This window comes from Microbispora sp. NPDC088329 (assembly GCF_040685655.1).
In the GTDB taxonomy this organism is placed as follows: Bacteria; Actinomycetota; Actinomycetes; order Streptosporangiales; family Streptosporangiaceae; genus Microbispora.
This window is the reverse complement of the sequence record NZ_JBFBIP010000006.1, coordinates 172063-191635: the sequence shown is the minus strand read 5'-3', so window position 1 is coordinate 191635 and position 19573 is coordinate 172063. Positions and strand designations below refer to the sequence as shown.

Genomic DNA, 19573 nt, shown 5'->3' with positions numbered 1-19573 from the left:
CCCGGTCCACGTCATCCGGACCGGGGCCGCCGGGGTCTGGGCCGGGGCACGCTCACCAAGATCGCGGGGACCGGGGTCAGTCCGGCAGCCAGTCGAAGGAGAAGCGGCCGCCTTCCCGGATTACCCGGCCGGCGGCCGGGCCGGGGAAGTGGGCGGGCAGCAGGATGGTCCGGTCGGCGGCGCACTCCTCCATCAGCGCGCGACGGGTGCGGGCCGCCTGTTCCGGGTCCTGGTCGCCGCCCTGCGCGAGCTCCGGCACGGCGAACTGCAGCGGGTGATGGATCACGTCACCGCTGAAGAGGGCGTGGCGGCCACCGCCGTACACGTCCACTGCCAGGTGCCCGCCCGTGTGCCCGGGCATGCCGCGCAGCGAAACCCGGACGCCGCCCTCGTCGAGGACCACGTGCTCCTCGCCGACCAGCACGGCCTGCTCGGCGCGTACGACCGGCTCGACGCTGTCGGCGAACGTGTGGGCGAGATCGGCGAGCACCGGGTCGTCCGGGTCGGAGCGGAACAGCGCCTCCAGCCACTCGAACTCGCTCCGGCCGAAGAGGTAGACGGCATTGGGAAACGTGGGCGTCCAGCGGCCCGCCTCCAGTCTGGTGTTCCATCCGCAGTGGTCGGGGTGAAGGTGGGTGGACACCACGACGTCCACCTCCTCCGGGCGCACTCCCGCCGCGGCGAGCCGCTCCAGGTAGGGGGTGTCGAACCGATGGTGGGCGAGCAGCGCCGGGCGCTCCTTGAAGTTGCCGTTCCCGCTGTCGACGACGATGATCCGACCGGCCGCGCGGATGACGTAGCAGTTGATGCTGAGGATCAGCTCGCCCGTGACCGCATCGACGAAGCGCGGTCCCAGGTCCCGGGCGGCCCGCTCAGCGATCTCGTCGGTGATCGCGGGAAACAGCTCTTTCGAAATGAAGGGCCATCGCTCCAGCTCGGTCACCCGGCTGATCGCGGCCTCTCCCAGGTGCAGGTCGTTCACGGACCGGTCCTCGCCGTATCAGGGTGGGAGCTCATGTCGAATGTCTCCTTCTGTGAAGTGCTGCCGTGAAGTGGAGTGGCGACGGCTGGATCGGCCCCGCCCGCCGAACGGCACGGTGGTCGCCGCGTTCCCGGCGTGGAGCTGCCCGCAGGCGATGCCGTAGGGGGCCGGCCTTTGAGAGAGACGGCCTTGGCCGGGCCGGTGATCGCGTGTTTTCCGGTGTGGTGGCGTCACCGTAGTCACCCCCGGCCCCCGCCCGCCTCCGGGTTTCCACGTATCCCGGGTACGTAGGCGCGGGCGAACGGTTTCGTACGTAGGTGGGATCGGACTTTGACCGAATCCCCGCAGGGGACCTACCGTTGACCGGGAGTTTCCGGCACTTCACCTGCCCCGAGGTGATCATGGCGAGAGCGGCCGTTCGCCTTTCCGGCGCGGTTCTTTCCACCGAGATCACGACGTTCGTCGGCAGGCGGCGCTCGGCCGTCCGCATCAGGGAACTGCTGTCCACCACCCGCCTGGTCACCGTGACCGGCACTGGCGGCGTAGGGAAGACCCGGCTGGCGCTGCATGTGGCGAAGGAGCTGAGCGGGGAGTTCGACGCGGGCGTCTGGATGGTCGACCTTTCGGCCCTGCGGGATCCCGCGCTCGTGCCGCACGCGATCATGTCCGCCTTCGGCGTCGCCGACGGGTCGGCGCAGGAGCCCATGACCGTCCTCGCGACAGCGCTGGCCCGGCGGCGGCTGCTCCTGCTGCTCGACAACTGCGAGCACCTTCGGGACGCGTGCGCGGAGATCGTGGGCTGCCTGCTGCGGGCCTGTCCGGGGTTGCGCGTTCTGAGCACGAGCCGGCAGCCTCTCGGACTGCCCGGCGAGCACTCGCTGGTGCTGCCACCCCTGGGAGCGCCGGACCCCGCAGCCGTGACCGGGCCGGACGATCTCCAGGGCTACGACGCGGTGAAGCTGTTCCTGGACCGGGCGACCGCGGTCCTGCCCGACTTCCGGCTCACCGCGGACAACGCCCACGACGTGGCCGCGTTGTGCGCCCAGCTGGACGGCCTTCCGCTCGCCATCGAACTGGCGGCGGTGCGGCTGCGGGCGCTGTCCGTACGTCAGATCCTTCAACGGCTGGACCAGCGCTACCGGTTGCTCAACCAGGGCAGCACCACGGCCCGGCCGCGGCAGAAGACGCTTCGGGGACTCATGGACTGGAGTCACGACCTCTGCTCTCAGGAGGAGCAGCGGTTGTGGGCGAGGCTGTCGGTCTTCTCCGGCGGCTTCGAACTGGAGGCGGTGGAGGAGGTCTGCTCCTGCGAGGATCTTCCCCGGGTGAGGATCCTCGACACGGTCGCCGCCCTCGTGGAGAAGTCGATCCTCATACGCGAGGAGTACGACGGACGTGTGCGCTACCGGCTCCTCGAGACGATCCGTCAGTACGGCGCGGAGCGCCTGGCCCTCGGCAGCGAGACGGCCGCGGCCGTGCGGCGCCGGCACCGCGACTACTACCTGCGGCTGGCCGAGAGCGCCGAGCTGGGATGCACGCGAGCGCTGGAGGCCGGCTGGCAGAGTCGCGCCCGGCGTGACCAGGCGAACTTCCGGGCCGCCCTGGAGTTCTGCCTCGCTACCGAAGGAGAGGCGGAGTCCGGCCTGCGGATGGCCGCCGCCCTGTGGCTGCACTGGCGCGCGCTGAATCTGCTCACTGAGGGACGCCGCTGGTTCGACCGGCTGCTGGAGGCGGAGACCCGGGCGACGGCCGCGCGGGCCAACGCCCTGTGGGCGAACGCGTGGCTCGCCGCGCTGCAGGGCGACTTCGACCGGGTGACCGCCCTGCTCACCGAGTGTGAGCTGCTGAGCCGGCAGCTCGACGACGCCGGTATCTCCCACCACGTCACGGACATGTGGGGCCTGGTCGCCCTGTTCCACGGCGACTTCGAGCGCACGCTCGAACTCGTCGACACGGCACTCGCCGGCTACCGGGAGCGGAAGGACGCCGTCAGCGGCGCCCTGGCCCTTCTGCGGCTGGCCCAGGCCGCCCTCGCCCTCGGCGATCACTCTCGCGCCCGGGCAGTCGCCTCGGAGTGCCTGGCGCGGTGCGAGACGTCCGGCGCCACCTGGGTCACGATCTACGCGCTCTGGATCCTGGGCATCGCGGAGTGGGAGATGGGCGACACGGTGCTCGCCATCGAGCACGAACGGGCGGCGGTACGCGCCGGTCGCTCCCACGGCGACCGGCTCGGTGGCTCTCTCGGTCTTCAAGCGATCGCCTGGATGAGCGCACAGTGCGGGGACGCGAGGTTCGCCGCCAGGCTCCTCGGGGCGACGCGCCGGATCTGGGGTGAGATCGGCACCTCGTTCCCCTATCACGCGCATCTCGCCCCCTACCAGGACCGGTGCGTGCTCCGCCTCCGATCCGCCCTCGGCGCCGACCGCTTCGAAATGTGCACCGTCGAGGGCGAGCGGCTGCCCGAACGGGCGGTGTTCGAGATGGCGGAGTCAGGGGTGACATGCCCGGAAGGCGAGACCAGCGGCGGCGCCGCCGGCTCTCTCACTCCCCGGGAGAGGGAGATCGCGGGCCTCGTCGCGCAGGGGCTGAGCAATCCGGAGATAGCGAGGAAGCTCGTCATCTCGTCGCGTACGGCGGAGACGCACGTCCAGAACATTTTGACCAAACTGGGTTTCACGTCACGGGTTCAGATCGCGACCTGGGTCACCCGAGGACGGTCGAGCACCTGACCTGGCGGCACGCGACGATGCGGCGGACCGGACGCCGCCCGGCGGTTGCGGCCGCCGCGTCGCGTCCGCGTCGCCGGACGGTCACGTCGTCTGACGTGGATCCTGCTGTGCCGCCGGGACCACGCGGTTGGCGCGCAGCCGGACGGCGTGGTCGAGCACGCCGTGGTCGTACGCGGTCTCCGCGTGCAGCGCCAGGTCGACGCCGGACACCTCGTCCTCCTCGCTCACGCGGAAGCCCATCAGCCGGTGGATCAGTGTGCCGATGCCGTAGGTGACCGCGAAGGCGTACAGCGCGACCACCGGGACCGCCATCGCCTGCTTGCCCAGCTGGGTCAGACCGCCCCCGTACAGCAGGCCACGGGGACCGTCGGCGCCGGTGAGCGTGCGGGTGGCGAGCAGCCCGATGAACAGGGTGCCGACGATGCCCCCGACCAGATGCACGCCGACCACGTCGAGGGAGTCGTCGTAGCCGTGCCGGAACTTCCAGCCGACCGCCTGCGAGCAGATCATGCCCGCGGCCAGGCCGATCACCAGGGCACCCAGCACGTCGACCGATCCGCACGACGGTGTGATCGCGACCAGCCCGGCCACGACGCCCGAAGCGACCCCGAACGTGGTGGGGCGGCCGTCGCGGCGCTGCTCCACCAGCAGCCAGCCCAGAAGGCCGGTGCACCCCGCGGCCAGGGTGTTGAGGAAGACCGCGGCGGCGGTGCCGTCCGCGGCCAGCGCGGAGCCGGCGTTGAATCCGAACCAGCCGAACCACAGCAGCCCGGCGCCGAGCAGCACCAGGGGCAGGTTGTGCGGCCGCATGGCCTCGGCCTTGAACCCGATCCGCGGCCCGAGCACCAGCGCCATGGCGAGCCCGGAGGCCCCCGAGGTGATCTCCACGACCAGGCCGCCCGCGTAGTCGAGAGTGCCCATGGATTGGATCCAGCCACCGGGGCCCCACACCCAGTGCGCGATGGGGGCGTAGACCACGAGCGCCCACACGGGGACGAAGACCATCCAGGCCGAGAAGCGGGCCCGGTCGGCGATGGCACCGCTGATCAGCGCCGCGGTGATGACGGCGAAGGTGAGCTGGAACGTCGCGAACAGCAGCGTCGGCACCTGCCCGGTGACCGATCCGGTGGTGATGTCGTGCAGCCCCACGTGGGCCAGGCCGCCGATCACTCCCCCGATGTCGGGGCCGAACGCCAGGCTGTATCCGGCGGCCAGCCAGACGAGGGTGACCAGGGCGATCGAGACGAAGCTCATCATGATCATGTTGAGCACGCTCTTGGCCCTGACCATCCCGCCGTAGAAGAAGGCCAGGCCCGGCGTCATCAGCAGGACGAGCGCGGTACAGGCCAGGAGCCAGGCGGTGGCGCCCCCGTCTACCTTCACCGGCATGTCATCGCCTCACACTCCTCACGGTGGTCGTCCGCGGGTTCCGCCACGGGCGCACCATGAGACTCACCGCCGGCCGTTTCACGGCGTATTCGGGAGTGTTACCGAGGTGTTTCCTGTTCCGAGGGCATCACCGGTTCTGTTGCGGGGGCGTTACCGGCTCCTCACACATGGCCCGCTCGCCGCCGGCGGTGGCGCACGAACGCCCAGCGGACCGGCCGCCTCCTCCCCCGGTGTTCGAGGGAGGAGGCCGAGAGGGCGGCCCGGGAGCGCTGCCGGTCCCTGCGGTCGGGTGCGGATCCTCAGGCGACCGAGGCGGGGAACCGCTCCCACACCCGGTGGGCGGCCATCAGCCGCTGCACCTCGCCGAACACCTCCGTGGCGGAGTCACCCGTGACCACGCCCGGTGTGGCGGACACCCCGGCCTGCGCGAGCAGCTTCGCGCCCGCGCCCCAGGCGCCGATCGCCTTGGCGTGCCGCCAGCATTCGTCGATCAGGAGCGTCACACGCGGGTCCACCGCGGCGGAGTCGCCTGCGCCCGCCTTGGCGTCGCGCGCGGGCAGAGCGTCCGGGGCCGGCGCCGGCGCGGCCGCCACCAGCAGGGCGTCGAACTCGACCGACCGGGCGGTGGCGAAGGTCCGCTGCACGGGCGTGTCCCCCAGCATGCCGCCGTGCGGGGCGATCAGCAGCGGCACCATGCCGGCGGCGAACACGGCCGTGCGCAGTTCGCGTACGCCGTCGAGATCGGCGGCGTCGTCGACGACGACGCCGACCACGCGGCCGTCGACCGGCCACTCCTTGCCCACCTGCGAGAGCGCGGGGCTGGGCGCCTGGTCGGCGAGCGGCAGCGCCGGCTCCGGCGCGGGAAGGCCCAGCCCGGTGGCGACCTCCCGGCAGAGCACCGGGTCGATGTTCGCCAGGCACTGGAGCTGGCGCTCCTTGATCGCCTGCTCGTAGCACTTGCCCAGCTCGAACGTGTAGGCGCGGATGATGTGCTCCTTCTCCACCGGCGACATGCTCAGCCAGAACAGGCGGGCCTGGCTGTAGTGGTCGCCGAAGGACACGGGGTTGGCGCGGACCTTCCTCGCCCGGGCGACCTCGACCGGTGCGTCGACGAACGCGTTGTCGCCATCACCGGCGACGAACGGGTTGCCGCCGTCGAGGGAGTTCGGCCGATACGGCGCGACCCCGGCGTGGACGGCGTGCTGGTGAAAACCGTCCCGGAGCATGTCGTTGACCGGGCAGTGCGGCCGGTTGATCGGGATCTGGGCGAAGTTCGGGCCGCCCAGCCGGGTGATCTGCGTGTCGAGATAGGAGAACAGCCGCGTCTGCAGCAGCGGGTCGTTGGTGACGTCGATGCCCGGCGGCAGGTGGCCGACGTGGAAGGCGACCTGCTCGACCTCGGCGAAGAAGTTCGTGGGCGTCCGGTCGAGCGTCATCTTCCCGATGGGCTGCACCGGCGCGAGCTCCTCGGGCACGATCTTGGTCGGGTCGAGCAGGTCGATGCCCTCGAAGGCCTGGTCGGGAGTGTCCGGGAACACCTGGATGCCGAGCTCCCACTCGGGGTGGGCGCCGGCCTCGATCGCGTCGTACAGGTCGCGGCGGTGGAAGTCCGGGTCCACGCCGCCGAGCAGCTGCGCCTCCTCCCAGGTCAGCGAGTGCACGCCGAGTTTGGGCTTCCAGTGGAACTTGACCAGCACCGTCTCCCCGGCCTCGTTCACGAGCCGGAAGGTGTGGACGCCGAAGCCCTCCATCATCCGGAAGGAACGCGGGATGCCGCGGTCGGACATGTTCCACATGGTGTGGTGCTGCGCCTCGGTGTGCAGCGAGACGAAGTCCCAGAACGTGTCGTGCGCGCTCTGCGCCTGCGGGATCTCCCGGTCCGGGTGCGGCTTGCCCGCGTGGATGACGTCGGGGAACTTGATGCCGTCCTGGATGAAGAAGACCGGGATGTTGTTGGCGACGAGGTCGAAGGTGCCCTCGTCGGTGTAGAACTTCGTCGCGAAGCCGCGGGTGTCGCGCACCGTGTCGGCCGATCCGCGCGAACCGAGGACGGTGGAGAACCGCACGAAGACGTCGGTCTTCCTCCCCTTCTTGAGGAAGCCGGCCTTGGTCACCGCCGAGGCGGTGCCGTACGCCTCGAACACGCCGTGGGCTCCGGCGCCGCGGGCGTGGACGACGCGCTCGGGAATGCGCTCGTGGTCGAAATGCGTGATCTTCTCACGCAGGTGGTGGTCCTGCAGCAGGGTCGGGCCGCGTTCCCCCGCCTTGAGGGAATGGTCGGTGTCGCGCAGCCGCGCCCCCTGCGCGGTCGTGAGATAGGCGCCCTGTTGCCCCTTCGCGGTGGCGGGCGCGCCGGTCTCCGCGCCGGTGGGTGTGACGGTCGCGGGAGCGCCCTGCTCCTTTTTCGGCGGCAGGGGGTCGTGCGGCGTCGTCGGCTCCTCGAGAGTCGCCGGGGCACTGCCCGGCGAGCCGGGAACGTCCGGCGTCAGGAAGTCGGCCACCTTCTCCGCGGCGTTCTCCACGACGTCCTTGACCACCTTGGCGGGCTTGCTGGCGTCCATTCGGCGAGGTCCTTCCTGGAGCGGTACGGGCAGGTCCGCGCCGGATTACCCGCAGGTAGGAGAGCCAAACGTGCCGCGGCGCCCCGGGACGGCGACGTCCCCGCGACGGACCGGCCGTCGCGGGGACAATCCGCCGCACCAGGCGTCAGCCGTACCAGGCGTCAGCCGTACGGGCGGTTGGACATGTGCTCGGCCGTGCCGACGCGGTGCTTCTGCTTACGCACACCGGCGAGGCCGAGCAGACCGAGCAGGCCCAACAGCCCCCACAGGCCTCCGCCGCCGCCGCCCTTGTTCTCATTGGGCTGCGGTGACGGACTGGGCTGGCTGTGCGTGGCCGGGACGGCGGGCGCGTCCGCCGTGGCGGCCGCGGCCGGGGCGAGTGTGAGCAGGAAGGCCAGCCCCAGGCTCGTGAGCAACTTGCGCATTGAATCCCCCGATCCGGCGGTCTCGCGTTCGATGGGACCGCCTTCTGTCTCTCCGGACGAAGCCCCCGGGCGTATCCCCCACGACGTTCGCCGCCGTGCCCGGGAATAGAGCGCCGCGTGCCGGCCGGCTTCGAAAGACCGGCGGCGCTTCACCCGTACCTGTTCGCGGTCGATGGGAACACCGGTCTGCTACTCGCCGGTGACGTACCTGCGCAACCGGGGCCGCTCGTGGGTCTCGGCGCCGACGTCCGGAGACTCCTCCGAGCGCGTCATCGCGTCCTCGAGACCGCCCGTGCCGGCGCCGGTGGCCCCCGTGCCGCCGGGGGTGCCGGTGGTGCCCGTGGCCCCGGTAGTGCCGGTGGTGCCCGTGGCCCCGGTAGTGCCGGTGGTGCCCGTGGCCCCGGTAGTGCCGGTTTCGCCGTACCCGAGGCGCTCGCGCTCGCGCAGGCCGCCCTCGTGGGCCCAGCCGCCTTCGCCCGGCCGGTTGGCCTCCTGCCAGGAGGTCTCCCAGCTGATCCCGTAGTAGCGGTACAGGGTGCGCTCCTCCTCGGCCGACAGGTATCCGCCGGCGTCCACGTCGATGTTCGGAGCGTCCTTGACGCGGTCCTTGTCGTACGGCACCTCGACGTGATCGGCGACCAGTTCCGCGTCCCGCATCGGGACGAAGGATTCCTTGATGCCGAACAGGCCGGTGTTGATGCACAGCCACTCGGGGCGGCCGGTGACCTCGTCGAGGAAGACGTGCTTGACCTCGCCGATCTTGTTCCCGTTGCCGTCAAAGAGGTCATGGTCCAAGACCGCGGGAATCTGCTCCTGCGTGATCATGCGCTTCCCTCCTTCTCCCTGCATCCCGATCCTCACCGCGCATATCCGATCAATGCGGTCGCGGTGTCGATAAATACCGATAAGAGGGATTGAAAAAGGCAACCTTTGGCAGCCCGCCGGTCAGCCGCGCCGCCCGCGCCCGGCCCGCCGGATGAGCTCGCGAACGAACTCGCGGTCATGGGACCGGCGAGAGCCTCGCCTGCTACCGATCCCGCCGTCCGAGCCGGACTCGATGTCGCACTCCGTCACACAAGCGGCACATGTATCGCCCAAAGAGAGTATTCGCGGGCGAGCGCCGGTCCGATCTTCTAGGGTTCGCTGGATCTTCAGGATTCGCCGAGCCGGCGGAAAGCGGTGGAGGAGCACGATGAGCGCGGACGACCGCATCGAACGGGCCGGGCTGTTATACGAACGAGCAGTCTTCGGGGGTGATACGGGCGCTGTGACGGCGGCCGAGCGGGAGCTGGACGCGGTGGAGGCGGACCTCGCCCTCGCCCGGGGCCGCATCGTGCACGCGCGGTTCCTGGACAGCAGGCAGGAGGACCCTCACGAGTTGCGCCTGTTCGAGCGCGCGGCCGAGCTCTACCGCGATCTCGCGGACGTACGCGGCGAGGCGGAGGCGCTGTTCTGGATCGGGTGTTTCCACCAGGTCGTACGCGATGACGACGCTGCCGCGGTTCCCGTGCTCGAACAGTCCCACCGGCGAGCGGTGCACGCCGGCGACGCCCTGACCGCGTCCTACGCCCTCCGGCACCTGGGCATCGCCGATCACAGGGCGGGCCGCCTGGACTCGGCGCGGGAACGGCTGGAGGAGTCGACCCGGCTCCGTCGTGCGGCCGGGTTCCTTCCCGGCGTCGCCGCCAATCTGGTCGGACTGGCCTATGTCACCGCCGGAGAAGGCCGCCGCGACGAGGCGCTGCGGCTTCTCGACGAGGCCGGCTCGATCGCCGAGGCCGCGGGCGCTGACGGCATACTGCGCCACATCCGGGAGGCGCAGGCCCGGCTGTGAACGGTCGTCTTCCACGATTCAGAGCCCGGAAGGAAAGCGGCGATACGCGGCCCACGCGGGTCGGGGCACGCTCGGGCCTTGGCGGCCCTCCCGCTCCCGATCCCCGTCGTCCGGAGGCGACGGTCCCCTCGGGAGACGTTGACAGCCTTGGGATGCCGCTCAACGCCGGCGCCGTTCTCGCGACCGTGGCCATCGACGCCGGCCGGGCATGTCAGGCGACCCCCCGCATCCAGGCCGGGCTGTTCACACGCCTCACCATCGAGGCGTACCGATATGACGATGAGATGACCACCTGAACCCGAACGGGACATCACCATGACCAGGATGGCTTCGCTGCCTGATCGTAACGAGCGGTTCGCCCGCGGCTACCTTCCCTGCGCACCGCAACGCGGGCGGACGCGTCACCGGGGCCGTGATCGACGACATCGCCTACCTCGCCTTCCTGGCCGAGAAGGTGTTCGAAAACCCCCGGCAGGGCGACGGCGACCCCGGGGCGCCGTCCGCGACGGTCTGATCGCCGCGGGGCTCGAACTGGCCCGCACCGGTGGCCCCGACGCCGTGGTGCTTCGCGAAGCGACCCGGATAGTCGGCGTCGTGCCCAACACCGCTTACCGCCACTTCGCAGATCGCGACGAACTCCTCGCCGCGGTCTGCGCCGCGGCCATGAGCGAGTTGGGCGACCGCATAGCCGCCGACGTCGCCCGCGTGCCCGGCGAGCACGGCGACCCCACCGCGGCTCGCAACCGTCTCGGCGCGATCGGAGCGGCCTACCTCCGATTCGCCCACGATGACCCAGGCCTGTTCGCGACCGCGTTCGCCCTGCCGCGGCAACACGCCTACAGCGCCACCGGCAACGACACCAGCGAGCCCGACGGCAGCCCTCTCGGCCAACTGCGCACCGCACTGGACGAACTGGTCGACGCCGGCGTGCTCGACCCGAGACGCCGCGACGGCATCGAATACCCCATCTGGTCCGCCGTCCACGGAATGGCCGTCCTCACAGAGAAAGGCCCACTACGCGACGTCCCCTGCTCCGACCGCCGCAGGCTGGAAGAACTCACCCTCGCGTTCATCAGCGACTGCCTCAAGTAGCGCTTGCTGGAACCGCCATACCTCGTGGGCCGCGTCCGACGCGCTGTGGTACTCGCTGAGGAACTGCTCGTGCCAGCTCTCCGGCAGCACACGCAAGATCTCCGGGTCGTCCTCGGCGTGATGCACCGGGTCGCCTGTCATTCCACCAGGCCACCGCCGCGGCCTGGGGCACCCCGTATGTTCCGCCACATCGATCAACTGATGTCATCGCAGATCCTCGCCGGAGGCAGGAAAGGACCTCAACCCGCTACGCGCGCGTCAGTGCTTGGGGGCACGGGTGAGGTGGGTGCGCTGTTCAAGCTCGTCGAGCGCGAACCCAATCGCGATTCTCGCGCACGACGGTGAACCCGGCCGATCGATAGAGCGCCACCGCGGCGTCGTTCGTGGACGGTGTCACGACGGAGACCGCGCCCGCACCCCGATGGGCGAGAGCCGCGCACGCGCCCAGCACTGCATCGCGCCCATAGCCGTGCCCGCGATGGTCCGGATGGGTGCCGACCGGCTCGAGCAGCCCGCACCTGCCCACACCCGCGAACCATCCGGTCGCGGCGGCCGCGGGCTCCCCCGCGGGCGTGCGTACGAGCGCCTCCACGGCCAGCCCGCCCGCCGGCGACCGCTTCATCGCACGCCAGCGTTCGACGGTGAACGTGGATCCCACGAAGGCGGACCGCTGCAGCAGCACCCGGTCGGCCGCACCGGCCTCACCGACCGGCTCGGCGCGGCTCGACACGGGGCGCGGGGTCCACGACATGACGAGCCAGGGCTCCTCCTGATCGAGTTCCCACCCGGGCACAGGCAGACCGTCGGACCTGTCGGTGCCGGGCGTAAGCAGTTCCCCGGCATCGGCCGCGAGCGCTCCGAGATCGGCGCCGGGCGCGGCGGTCACGCGCAGCACGGGGCCGTCGAGGAATCCGACCGCCACCGGTGCCACATCATCAGTCCAAAGGAGAACGGCCGCGTCGTCGAACCGCAGATGCCACCCCACGTCTCCGGGATGCAGGCCGCCGCCCGGGGCATCGGCTGGCGTCCACTCGGCCAGCGCGCGCAGCGCCGGGCCGGTTTCTGCAGAGGTCAGGCGGTGCCGGCGAGTGGGATCATGGACGGCACGTTAGCCAGCGCGCCACCGTGTGTCAAAGGCTTCAATCAGGCCGTCGAACCGCCTCGCCCCGATCGCATGCATCCTGTCTCCCGCCGAGCGCTCCCGTCACCCCGACGGGCACGGGTACCACTCCATGCCATCGCCGGGAACCGTCTCCGGAACACCGATCCCCGGGTGGGAGAAGGGATGCGGACCGCTTCACTGTGCCCGGCTTGATATGAACTGACCGAACAGGCCGTCTCCGTTCCTCCGGTTCGTGCTACGACCAGCACTCCAGTGACACACAGACGACCCGATGCCGCCTCACGTTAGGTCTCCAGCACGGTGTCCCAGATCGCCGCATCAAGGATGGTCGGTTCCCGGCCGGGGAGGAGGGGCTGCTCGGCCCAGATGGTCTTGCCGTCGGCGTGGTAGCGGGTGCCCCAGCGGGAGGTGAGCTGGGCGACCAGGAACAGGCCGCGGCCGCCTTCGTCGGTGAGGCGGGCCCGGCGCAGGTGCGGAGAGCTGAGGCTGCCGTCGGACACCTCGCAGATGAGGACGTCGGTGTGGATCAGGCGCAGCTCGATGGGGCCGTGTGCGTGGCGGATGGCGTTGGTGACCAACTCGCTGACGATAAGCCCGGTGGTGAAGGCGAGCGGCTCCAGGTCCCAGTCGGCCAGCTGCCCGATGGCCAGGGCGCGAGCATCGGCGACTAGGGCGGGGTCGGCCGGCAGCAGCCAGGAGGCGACCCGGTCCGCGCCCAGGACGCGGGTGCGGGCCAGCAGCAGGGCGACGTCCTCGGCGCGGCGCTCGGGCAGCAAGGCGGCCACCACGGCCTCGCAGAGCTGGTCCAGCGACCGGCCGGGAACGGACAGGGCGCGGGCCAGCCGGTCGAGTCCGGCCTTGGCGTCTCGCCCCTGAGCCTCGATGAGGCCGCCGGTGTGGAGCACCAGCAGGGTGCCCTCGGCGAGCTGGAGCTCGGTGGTTTCGAAGGGCAGCCCGCCCAGGCCCAGGGGCGGGCCCGGCGGCAGGTCGAGGAACTCCGCCGCGCCATCGGGGTGAACCACGACGGGGGGCGGGTGCCCGGCCCGGGCCAGGGTGCAGGTGCGGGCGATGGGATCGTAGACGGAGTACAGGCAGGTGGCCCCCTTGATGTCGGAGTCCTCTTGGGCGAAGCGGATGACGAGGGCGTCGAGCTGAGTGAGGACCTCCTCGGGGGCGAGGTCGAGCTCGGCCAGTGTGTGGACGGCGGCGCGCAGCCGGCCCATGGTGGCGGCGGCGTGCAGGCCGTGGCCGGTGACCCCACCGACGACCAGGGCGACGCGGGCGCCGGATATGGGCAGCACGTCGAACCAGTCTCCGCCGGCGTGAGCGTGGGCGGCGGTGGGCAGGTAGAGGCTGGCGCTCTCGACGGCGGGATACCGGGGCAGCTCGCGTGGTAGCAGGCTCCGCTGCAGGGCCAGGGCGGTGGTGTGCTCGCGGGTGTAGCGGCGCGCGTTGTCGACGCACACCGCGGCGCGGGAGGCGAGCTCCTCGGCCAGGGCGAGGTCCCCCTCGTCGAAGGGCTCGGGATTCCTGTAGCGGACGAAGCCGGCCAGGCCCAGGGTGATCCCGCGGGCCCGCAGCGGCACCATCATGAGCGAGTGCATCCCGAACTCACGGATCTTCCCGGCCCTTCGCGCGTCGGGGGCGAACCACTCGCCGGTGTTCAGGGCCGGCACCAGGACCGGCTGCCCAATGGCCAGGCACCGGGCCTCGGGGGTGTCCGGAGAGTAGGCCACCGTCTCGCCCACCCGGTACAAGGCCTCCGGGGCGTGCTCCTGCAGCGTGCGGATTCCCGCCCGGCGGGCCAGGGCCTGCCCGCCTGCCGGGCCGGGGGGCGGTTCTTCGCCCTGAAGGGTCGTCTCCAGCAGGTCGACGCTGACGATGTCGGCGAGCGCGGGAACGGCCGCGTCGGCCAACTCCTGGGCGGTATGCGACACGTCCAGCGTCGTGCCGATGCGGGTGCCGGCCTCGTTCAGCAGAGCCAGCCGCTGCTGAGCCCGGTAGCCGTCGGTGACGTCGACGGACGCCTGGCACATCCCCAGGATGCGGCCGGCCGCGTCGGTCAGCCGGAAGCAAGAGTCGGACCACACGCGCTCGTGGTCCGGGTCGCGCGGAGTGCGGCCGTGCACATGAAAGCCGAGCACCGGCTCGCCGGTGTCCCGCACCCGGCGCAGGACCGCCTCGAGCCCCACGACGTCTACGTCTGGCACGACATCGCTGATGTGCCGGCCGAGGAGCTGCTCGGCCGGCACGGCGATATCGCGCTCCGCCTCGGCGTTCACACACAGGTAGCGCAACTCGGGATCCATGACGACCACGCTGATCGGGGATTGGGTGAACAGCGCCTCCAGGATCGCCCGGTCCATCGCCTCCCTGCGAGCCTGATGCGCGTCGGCGGCGATGACCATCCAGGCCCGCCCGCCCTTCGAGCACATCACCGGGCGCACCTGCAGCGCCACCCGCACCACGTGCCCGTCGCGGCGCCGCATGCCCAGCACGCCGTCCCAGCTCTCCTCAGCCGGGTGCCGCTCAAGGGCGGCCACCGCCGCCTGCCGGTCCTCTTGGCCGGCCAGCAGGTCCGCCGCCGGCCGTCCGCAGACCTCATGCGCCGGGTAGCCGAGGAGGGCCCGCGCCTGCGGGCTCCACAGGAAGACGCTGCCCTGGATATCCACCACCGCGATGGCCGGGTCCGCTCCCGGGAACCGGCGCCCCGATCCGCTGCCGGGGCCATCTCCGACGATCTTGGGCGCGCCCATCGGCACCAACCCCGCCCTGACCCCTTACCGCTACCTCTTCCCCATGCTACTGGGGTGCGACGGCACGCTCCTCCGGAGTGCAGCCCTTGAGGCGATCCCCCGCTTCCCCCCGCACCCCTCCACGGTCCATCCCCCGCCCGCACCCCGAACTGCTCGGCTTCGACCGGCCCGAGCACGCTTGTTCAGAGAAGGCCGCGTTGGGCGGCCCAGCGCACGGCGGGAATGGGGGCGGGCACGCCGAGCCGGTCGCAGATCGCGCGCCTCTTGCGCCGTACCGTCCGCTCGGACATGTCCATCCTGCGCGCCACGGAGTCCGTCGGAAGGCCCTCCGCGAGGAGGCTGAGCAGGGTGATGTCCTCCTCGTTCAGCGGGCAGGCTTCGTCGCCCTTGTGCACAGGGCGGAGCATCTGTTCCTCCCGGAAGGGCCGTTTCTTCCGCCTCGCTTCACATGCCTATCCGGGCCGCCGCCGAGGCCCATGCGGTGCTGTCCGCGCCGGGTTCGTAGCGGCGGACGGGCTGCGTCGCGCGACCAGGGCGCGCATGTCCTCCAGCCGGTGGCCGGTCACCCCCGAGCGAGCGGGCCTGGACCAGGACGTTTCCCAGCGCGGTAGCCTCCTGGGGACCGGCCTCGACAGGAAGCCCGCACGCGTCCGCCGTGAGTTGACACAGCAGGTCGTTGCGCGCGCCCCCACCGACAATGTGCACGACCTCGGCCTGACGGCCGGAGAGGCGCTGGGCATCCTCCAGGGCGGCGCGGTGCGCGATGGCGAGGCTGTCGAGGTTGCACCGCACGGTCTCGGCGGGACCGTCCGGCGGTCGCTGCCCGAGCCGCCGGCAGGCGACGGCGATCTTCTCGGGCATGTCCCCCGATGGCAGGAACGCGGGGTCGTCGGGATCGATCACCGCCCGGAGCGCCGGCCCCCGAGCCGCCCCGAGCAGGAGATCCTCCAGATCGACATCGAGACCGTCGGCCTTCCACTGGCGCAGGCTCTCCTGTAGCAGCCACAGGCCCATGACATTGCGCAGGTAGCGAATCGTGCCGTCGACACCCGCCTCGTTGGTGAAGTTGGCCTTGCGGCTGTCTTTGGTGAGCACGGGTCGATCGAGCTCGACACCCACCAGGGACCAGGTTCCACACGAGATGTAGGCGAACCGCTCGCCACGGGCGGGCACGCCCACGACCGCAGAGGCCGGCCGGCACGGTGACCGTGACGGGTACCGCGACGCTAGGAGGCCGACAGGTCACCACGTCCTACGACGCCACCTACACCGGCATCGACTGCGGCTGATCGAACGGCGGTGGCCACGGCGCACGCGCCGAGCCACCGCCCCGCTGAACCGGGACGCCCGGTCAGCTGTCGATGACCGTGGCCGACAACAACGGAGTGTCCCTCACGGAGAACGGCTCCGACGCGGCCGCCCGTCAGTTCACCGGCACCCTGCCGACGGTCACGGTGACCGACACCCGCCTTCCCGAGGAGATCCCCGCGGGCCGGTTCTGGGCGGTCGTCGGCCAGTCCAGCCAGTTCACCGCGACCGATGACTCCGCCAAGACCATCGGCCCCGAATACCTGGGATGGAAACCGCGGCTGCTGAGCGGCTCCTCCACCGGGGCCGTCTCGGCCGGTGAGCCCGTCTCCAGCGTCATCTCCGACGGCACGGGAGCGCCCACGGTGGGTCTGGAGGTCCAGGAGTTGCTCGCGTCGATCGCGAACTCCACCGACGAGATCGGCACCTCGCAGGTCAACGCCGACCTCGCCCTGCGCACCCCGGTCGACGTCGCCGCCGGCGAATACCACTCCACCCTGACCCTGTCACTGTTCAACCAGTCCTGAACCGAGGATGCGGCGGGACGTCCCCGCCGCCGGGTCCGGGACGTGCGCGAGTCCGGCGCACGTCCGTACGGATCTACGGGCGTCCCCGGCCGTTGTCACCCAGTTGGTCACTCTGCCGTAGAGGCTTCTTCCTCGGATGCACGCGCGTCGACTCACCGTCTGCCCTGACTACAGCGCCGGGCACGGCGCCAGCGAAGACCGCTGGTATGCCTGGGCCTGGCGTGATTACCGCGCCCGCCCGGTGGGTCCCGGCCGGAGGGGCAGCCGCGACGCACCGGGGTCAGGCGCCGCGCCGCGCCAGCAGCAGGTAGGTCAAGATCTCCGGGTAGACCATCGGGGACGGCTGGATCTCGCAGCGGAAGCCGCGCGCCTCCAGCAGCTCCCTGATTTCGGCCATCCGGCCATGCAGGTCCTGGACCTCCATCACCACGTTGTCGATGCGGTCCCACTGGTCGTCGGCGATGCCGCGCAGCACCTCCAGCTCGGCGCCCTCCACGTCGATCTTCATCAGGTCGATGTGCGCCAGGCCGGACAGGTAGCCCTCAAGGCGGCGGACAGGCACGGTGAGGTACTCGGGCTCGTACTGCGCGGTCACATCCCAGTCGGGATGCCGCTGCCGGACCACGTTGACCTGCAACTCCTTGTCCTCCGGATAGCGCGTGGAGTTCCCTGGCATGTTCGGGTAGTGCACGAAGGACGTGTCCTCGACACGCTCACCGATGGCCTCCCGGACAACGCGGACCCCCGTCAGCCCGTGCAGCTCGATGTTGCGGCACAGGTAGTCGGCGGTTCGCGGCACCGGCTCGAAGGCAAGGATCGAGGCGCCCGGCCACTGCCGCTTGGCGAAGACCGTGAACAGGCCGATGTTCGCGCCGACGTCGACGATCGTGGGTCTCTCTGAGAGGGAAAACTGGTCGTAACATTCGTGCTTGAAGATTTCCTGGTACTGGAAGTTCGCCTCGTGCTCGACCGGGGCGTACAACTGCAGCTCTTCGTCGCCCAGCACGAGCAGGTCGTTGGCCCTCACGATGTCCACTGGTCTCTCCCGGAGTGATCGGGTGGGTGATTCCACCGGCCGGAGCTCTCAGAAGAGCCGGCTGGAGGGGGCGTACTCCGCGGACGCGGCGAATGTCTCGCCGCTCAGGTGGCGCCTGGGATCCCGACCGTAGCCGGGTCGCGGTCGCCGAGGCGGCGCAGGCATGACTCGTAGCCGGAATCGGGGCGGCGGTGCCGGTGGCCCGGCAGCGGGTCGCGCAGCAAGTTCATCGGCGGCATGAGGCCGAGGGTCGTGATGACCGTCCACAGGTTCGCGGTCAGGGCGCCGTCGGCGACCATCACACCCTTGGGATCGTTCGCCGAGCCGAAGGCGTGCTGGAGGAACGCCATCCGTCCGGTACGGAACCGAACGTCTGGGGCCGGAGCGGCTGCTGTCTCTCGTCATGGATCAGGACGAGAAACGTGCCATCCTCGTCGTCAAACGGGGTGATCATGGTCGCTCCCACTTCCTTGAGTCGATCGAGTGACGCCCCGGCACTGTTTCCCGGGGGCATTGGCGGGCTCGATACTCCACCGAGCCGACGGCCCGGATCTGCGCGAAGCGTTGACACAACGATGGTCAACTCGGTTGAATTTGGTGTCAAGAGTGCATCCATCGACACCCTCTGATCTCAACTAACAGCCCCTGGCATTTGGTTGGCCGGAGACACACCCGGGTCTCGCCGGTCGCGGACGCATGAGCCTTGATCACGTGGTGCGGCCGCCGGTCAACTCCAAGGGCAAGGAGGAGCGTCCGCCCAAGTCGCTCACTTTGATCGGCACCGCGGCCATCCTCGGGCCACCCTAAAGATCAGAAGAGGCCACCCGCGTGGTGGCGGATGGCCTCTGAGCTGTGTGGGCGATACTGGGATCGAACCAGTGACCTCTTCGGTGTGAACGAAGCGCTCTCCCGCTGAGCTAATCGCCCGGGATCGTCTGCGCCTCGCGGCGCCGACGGGGAAAACCATACCGCACTCGAGGGGTGATGGCGAAAGCACGGCCCGGTCGGCTCGATCGTCCCGCCTTCGTCAACACCTTCGAAAGGTTCGCCAGACGATCCCCGGCGTGGGGGTGTGGTGTCATAGCATCGTGATGCTCCATGCTCGACCCATACGCACGACCTGAGATCATTCGCCCGCAATGGCATCGCCGGCGCGGCCCCGCCGACACGCAAAGCAGAGGTAAGGACAAGCCTGTTGGTGATGTTTGAGCTGGTAGATGACCGAATGTCAAGCTGTGATGTGCGTTACAGAAGGGCCTGGAGGCGGAATCTTTCCTACGGGTCTCTTCGTTCGTCTCGTAGCACGAGCGCCCGGCGAGGCCCGACCGCACAGTGAAGACGCAGTGAAAGCCCCTGACAGGGGACCCGACGACGAAAAGGTTTGGCTGACGATGAACAGCACCACCGTCTCTGCCGAGCTAGGCCTTCGGCTTGTGGTCCCCGACCGTACGACCGTCCCCCTGCTCGCCGGCCTGAGCTACACGGCTGAGGATCCGTACGCCATCCGGATGGCCTTCCACGTGGGGAATGACGAGCCGGTCGAGTGGATATTCGCCCGCGAGCTGCTGACCGTGGGCATAGTGCGGCGTGTGGGAGACGGGGACGTCCAGGTGTGGCCGGCCCGTTCGGACGGCGAGCGCACGCTCAACATCAGTCTCACCTCGCCCTTCGGCCAGGCCCTGTTCGAGGTGCCCCTGGCCCCGCTCACCGAGTTCCTGCACCGGACCTACGAGCTCGTCCCAGCCGGCCGTGAGACCGACTTCATGGACCTGGACGAGGAGCTCACCAACATGCTCTGGAGCTCCTAGGAA

General features: G+C 70.3%; 18 protein-coding genes and 1 tRNA gene. 6 read left to right on the top strand and 13 right to left on the bottom strand.

Going from position 1 to position 19573, the window contains the following annotated elements; genetic code table 11:
• Positions 1 to 76 precede the first annotated feature (76 nt).
• Complete coding sequence (locus AB0O28_RS14840) at positions 77 to 982, bottom strand: MBL fold metallo-hydrolase (RefSeq protein ID WP_363640179.1); 906 nt, start codon at positions 980 to 982, stop codon at positions 77 to 79.
• A 359-nt stretch (positions 983 to 1341) separates the two neighbouring features.
• On the opposite strand from AB0O28_RS14840, the gene AB0O28_RS14835 reads away from it, so the two are divergent.
• Positions 1342 to 3711, top strand: a complete 2370-nt coding sequence (locus AB0O28_RS14835; RefSeq protein ID WP_363640177.1) for a LuxR C-terminal-related transcriptional regulator — start codon at positions 1342 to 1344, stop codon at positions 3709 to 3711.
• An 81-nt stretch (positions 3712 to 3792) separates the two neighbouring features.
• Here AB0O28_RS14835 and AB0O28_RS14830 read toward each other — a convergent pair whose 3' ends face one another.
• The 4 genes from AB0O28_RS14830 to AB0O28_RS14815 form a co-directional block, all read right to left on the bottom strand.
• Complete coding sequence (locus tag AB0O28_RS14830; protein ID WP_363640175.1) at positions 3793 to 5100, bottom strand: ammonium transporter; 1308 nt, start codon at positions 5098 to 5100, stop codon at positions 3793 to 3795.
• A gap of 299 nt (positions 5101 to 5399) precedes the next feature.
• Positions 5400 to 7661: a catalase gene (locus AB0O28_RS14825; RefSeq protein ID WP_363640173.1), complete on the bottom strand. Its 2262-nt coding sequence runs from the start codon at positions 7659 to 7661 to the stop codon at positions 5400 to 5402.
• 161 nt (positions 7662 to 7822) lie between these two features.
• The gene (locus AB0O28_RS14820; RefSeq protein ID WP_363640171.1) at positions 7823 to 8086 is read right to left on the bottom strand and encodes a WGxxGxxG family protein; all 264 of its coding nucleotides are present in this window, start codon (positions 8084 to 8086) and stop codon (positions 7823 to 7825) included.
• A 189-nt stretch (positions 8087 to 8275) separates the two neighbouring features.
• Entirely contained in the window at positions 8276 to 8911 is a 636-nt protein-coding gene (locus AB0O28_RS14815) for a PRC-barrel domain-containing protein (protein WP_363640169.1), read from the bottom strand.
• 367 nt (positions 8912 to 9278) lie between these two features.
• Here AB0O28_RS14815 and AB0O28_RS14810 point away from each other — a divergent pair, with 367 nt between their 5' ends.
• The 3 genes from AB0O28_RS14810 (at position 9279) to AB0O28_RS14800 (ending at position 11012) form a co-directional block, all read left to right on the top strand.
• On the top strand, positions 9279 to 9920 hold the full coding sequence (locus tag AB0O28_RS14810) for a hypothetical protein (RefSeq protein ID WP_363640167.1): 642 nt from the start codon (positions 9279 to 9281) through the stop codon (positions 9918 to 9920).
• Positions 9921 to 10072: 152 nt separating this feature from the next.
• A complete protein-coding gene (locus AB0O28_RS14805) occupies positions 10073 to 10216 on the top strand; it encodes a hypothetical protein (protein WP_363640165.1) in 144 nt (47 codons plus the stop codon).
• Between the two features lie 298 nt (positions 10217 to 10514).
• Positions 10515 to 11012 (top strand): TetR-like C-terminal domain-containing protein, encoded by a 498-nt coding sequence (locus tag AB0O28_RS14800; protein WP_363640459.1) that lies wholly within the window; start codon positions 10515 to 10517, stop codon positions 11010 to 11012.
• A 295-nt stretch (positions 11013 to 11307) separates the two neighbouring features.
• On the opposite strand, the gene AB0O28_RS14795 is transcribed toward AB0O28_RS14800, so the two are convergent.
• The 4 genes from AB0O28_RS14795 to AB0O28_RS14780 all read right to left on the bottom strand — a co-directional run bounded on the left by AB0O28_RS14795 (position 11308) and on the right by AB0O28_RS14780 (position 16010).
• Complete coding sequence (locus tag AB0O28_RS14795; RefSeq protein WP_363640163.1) at positions 11308 to 11934, bottom strand: GNAT family N-acetyltransferase; 627 nt, start codon at positions 11932 to 11934, stop codon at positions 11308 to 11310.
• Between the two features lie 485 nt (positions 11935 to 12419).
• Positions 12420 to 14891 (bottom strand): SpoIIE family protein phosphatase, encoded by a 2472-nt coding sequence (locus AB0O28_RS14790; RefSeq protein WP_363640161.1) that lies wholly within the window; start codon positions 14889 to 14891, stop codon positions 12420 to 12422.
• Positions 14892 to 15073: 182 nt separating this feature from the next.
• Positions 15074 to 15298, bottom strand: coding sequence for a LuxR C-terminal-related transcriptional regulator (locus AB0O28_RS14785; RefSeq protein ID WP_363640159.1), 225 nt, complete (start codon positions 15296 to 15298; stop codon positions 15074 to 15076).
• Positions 15299 to 15335: 37 nt separating this feature from the next.
• On the bottom strand, positions 15336 to 16010 hold the full coding sequence (locus tag AB0O28_RS14780; protein WP_363640157.1) for an FGGY-family carbohydrate kinase: 675 nt from the start codon (positions 16008 to 16010) through the stop codon (positions 15336 to 15338).
• Between the two features lie 242 nt (positions 16011 to 16252).
• Between AB0O28_RS14780 and AB0O28_RS14775 the strand changes: the two genes are divergently transcribed.
• Complete coding sequence (locus tag AB0O28_RS14775) at positions 16253 to 16726, top strand: hypothetical protein (RefSeq protein ID WP_363640155.1); 474 nt, start codon at positions 16253 to 16255, stop codon at positions 16724 to 16726.
• 280 nt (positions 16727 to 17006) lie between these two features.
• Here the strand turns inward: AB0O28_RS14775 and AB0O28_RS14770 are convergent, their stop codons facing one another.
• From AB0O28_RS14770 to AB0O28_RS14755, 4 genes are all read right to left on the bottom strand, one after another.
• Positions 17007 to 17762, bottom strand: coding sequence for an FkbM family methyltransferase (locus AB0O28_RS14770; protein WP_363640153.1), 756 nt, complete (start codon positions 17760 to 17762; stop codon positions 17007 to 17009).
• 104 nt (positions 17763 to 17866) lie between these two features.
• A complete protein-coding gene (locus AB0O28_RS14765) occupies positions 17867 to 18112 on the bottom strand; it encodes a hypothetical protein (RefSeq protein ID WP_363640151.1) in 246 nt (81 codons plus the stop codon).
• On the bottom strand, positions 18061 to 18216 hold the full coding sequence (locus AB0O28_RS14760) for an MbtH family NRPS accessory protein (RefSeq protein ID WP_363640149.1): 156 nt from the start codon (positions 18214 to 18216) through the stop codon (positions 18061 to 18063). Before AB0O28_RS14760 ends, AB0O28_RS14765 begins: the two co-directional genes overlap by 52 nt.
• Before the next feature lie 401 nt (positions 18217 to 18617).
• Positions 18618 to 18689, bottom strand: a tRNA-Val gene (locus AB0O28_RS14755).
• Between the two features lie 464 nt (positions 18690 to 19153).
• Here AB0O28_RS14755 and AB0O28_RS14750 point away from each other — a divergent pair.
• Positions 19154 to 19570 carry an SsgA family sporulation/cell division regulator gene (locus tag AB0O28_RS14750; protein WP_036329836.1) on the top strand — a complete coding sequence of 139 codons (417 nt, stop codon included), beginning with the start codon at positions 19154 to 19156 and terminating at the stop codon, positions 19568 to 19570.
• The last annotated feature ends 3 nt before the right edge of the window (positions 19571 to 19573 follow it).

What these genes read in the sequence shown, in the direction of transcription:
- AB0O28_RS14830 (WP_363640175.1), bottom strand. Translation starts at nt 5,100, where the DNA reads ATGCCGGTGAAGGTAGACGGGGGCGCCACCGCCTGGCTCCTGGCCTGT.
- AB0O28_RS14825 (WP_363640173.1), bottom strand. Translation starts at nt 7,661, where the DNA reads ATGGACGCCAGCAAGCCCGCCAAGGTGGTCAAGGACGTCGTGGAGAAC.
- AB0O28_RS14820 (WP_363640171.1), bottom strand. Translation starts at nt 8,086, where the DNA reads ATGCGCAAGTTGCTCACGAGCCTGGGGCTGGCCTTCCTGCTCACACTC.
- AB0O28_RS14815 (WP_363640169.1), bottom strand. Translation starts at nt 8,911, where the DNA reads ATGATCACGCAGGAGCAGATTCCCGCGGTCTTGGACCATGACCTCTTT.
- AB0O28_RS14810 (WP_363640167.1), top strand. Translation starts at nt 9,279, where the DNA reads ATGAGCGCGGACGACCGCATCGAACGGGCCGGGCTGTTATACGAACGA.
- AB0O28_RS14805 (WP_363640165.1), top strand. Translation starts at nt 10,073, where the DNA reads ATGCCGCTCAACGCCGGCGCCGTTCTCGCGACCGTGGCCATCGACGCC.
- AB0O28_RS14790 (WP_363640161.1), bottom strand. Translation starts at nt 14,891, where the DNA reads ATGGGCGCGCCCAAGATCGTCGGAGATGGCCCCGGCAGCGGATCGGGG.
- AB0O28_RS14785 (WP_363640159.1), bottom strand. Translation starts at nt 15,298, where the DNA reads ATGCTCCGCCCTGTGCACAAGGGCGACGAAGCCTGCCCGCTGAACGAG.
- AB0O28_RS14775 (WP_363640155.1), top strand. Translation starts at nt 16,253, where the DNA reads ATGACCGTGGCCGACAACAACGGAGTGTCCCTCACGGAGAACGGCTCC.
- AB0O28_RS14765 (WP_363640151.1), bottom strand. Translation starts at nt 18,112, where the DNA reads ATGGCGTTCCTCCAGCACGCCTTCGGCTCGGCGAACGATCCCAAGGGT.
- AB0O28_RS14760 (WP_363640149.1), bottom strand. Translation starts at nt 18,216, where the DNA reads ATGATCACCCCGTTTGACGACGAGGATGGCACGTTTCTCGTCCTGATC.
- AB0O28_RS14750 (WP_036329836.1), top strand. Translation starts at nt 19,154, where the DNA reads ATGAACAGCACCACCGTCTCTGCCGAGCTAGGCCTTCGGCTTGTGGTC.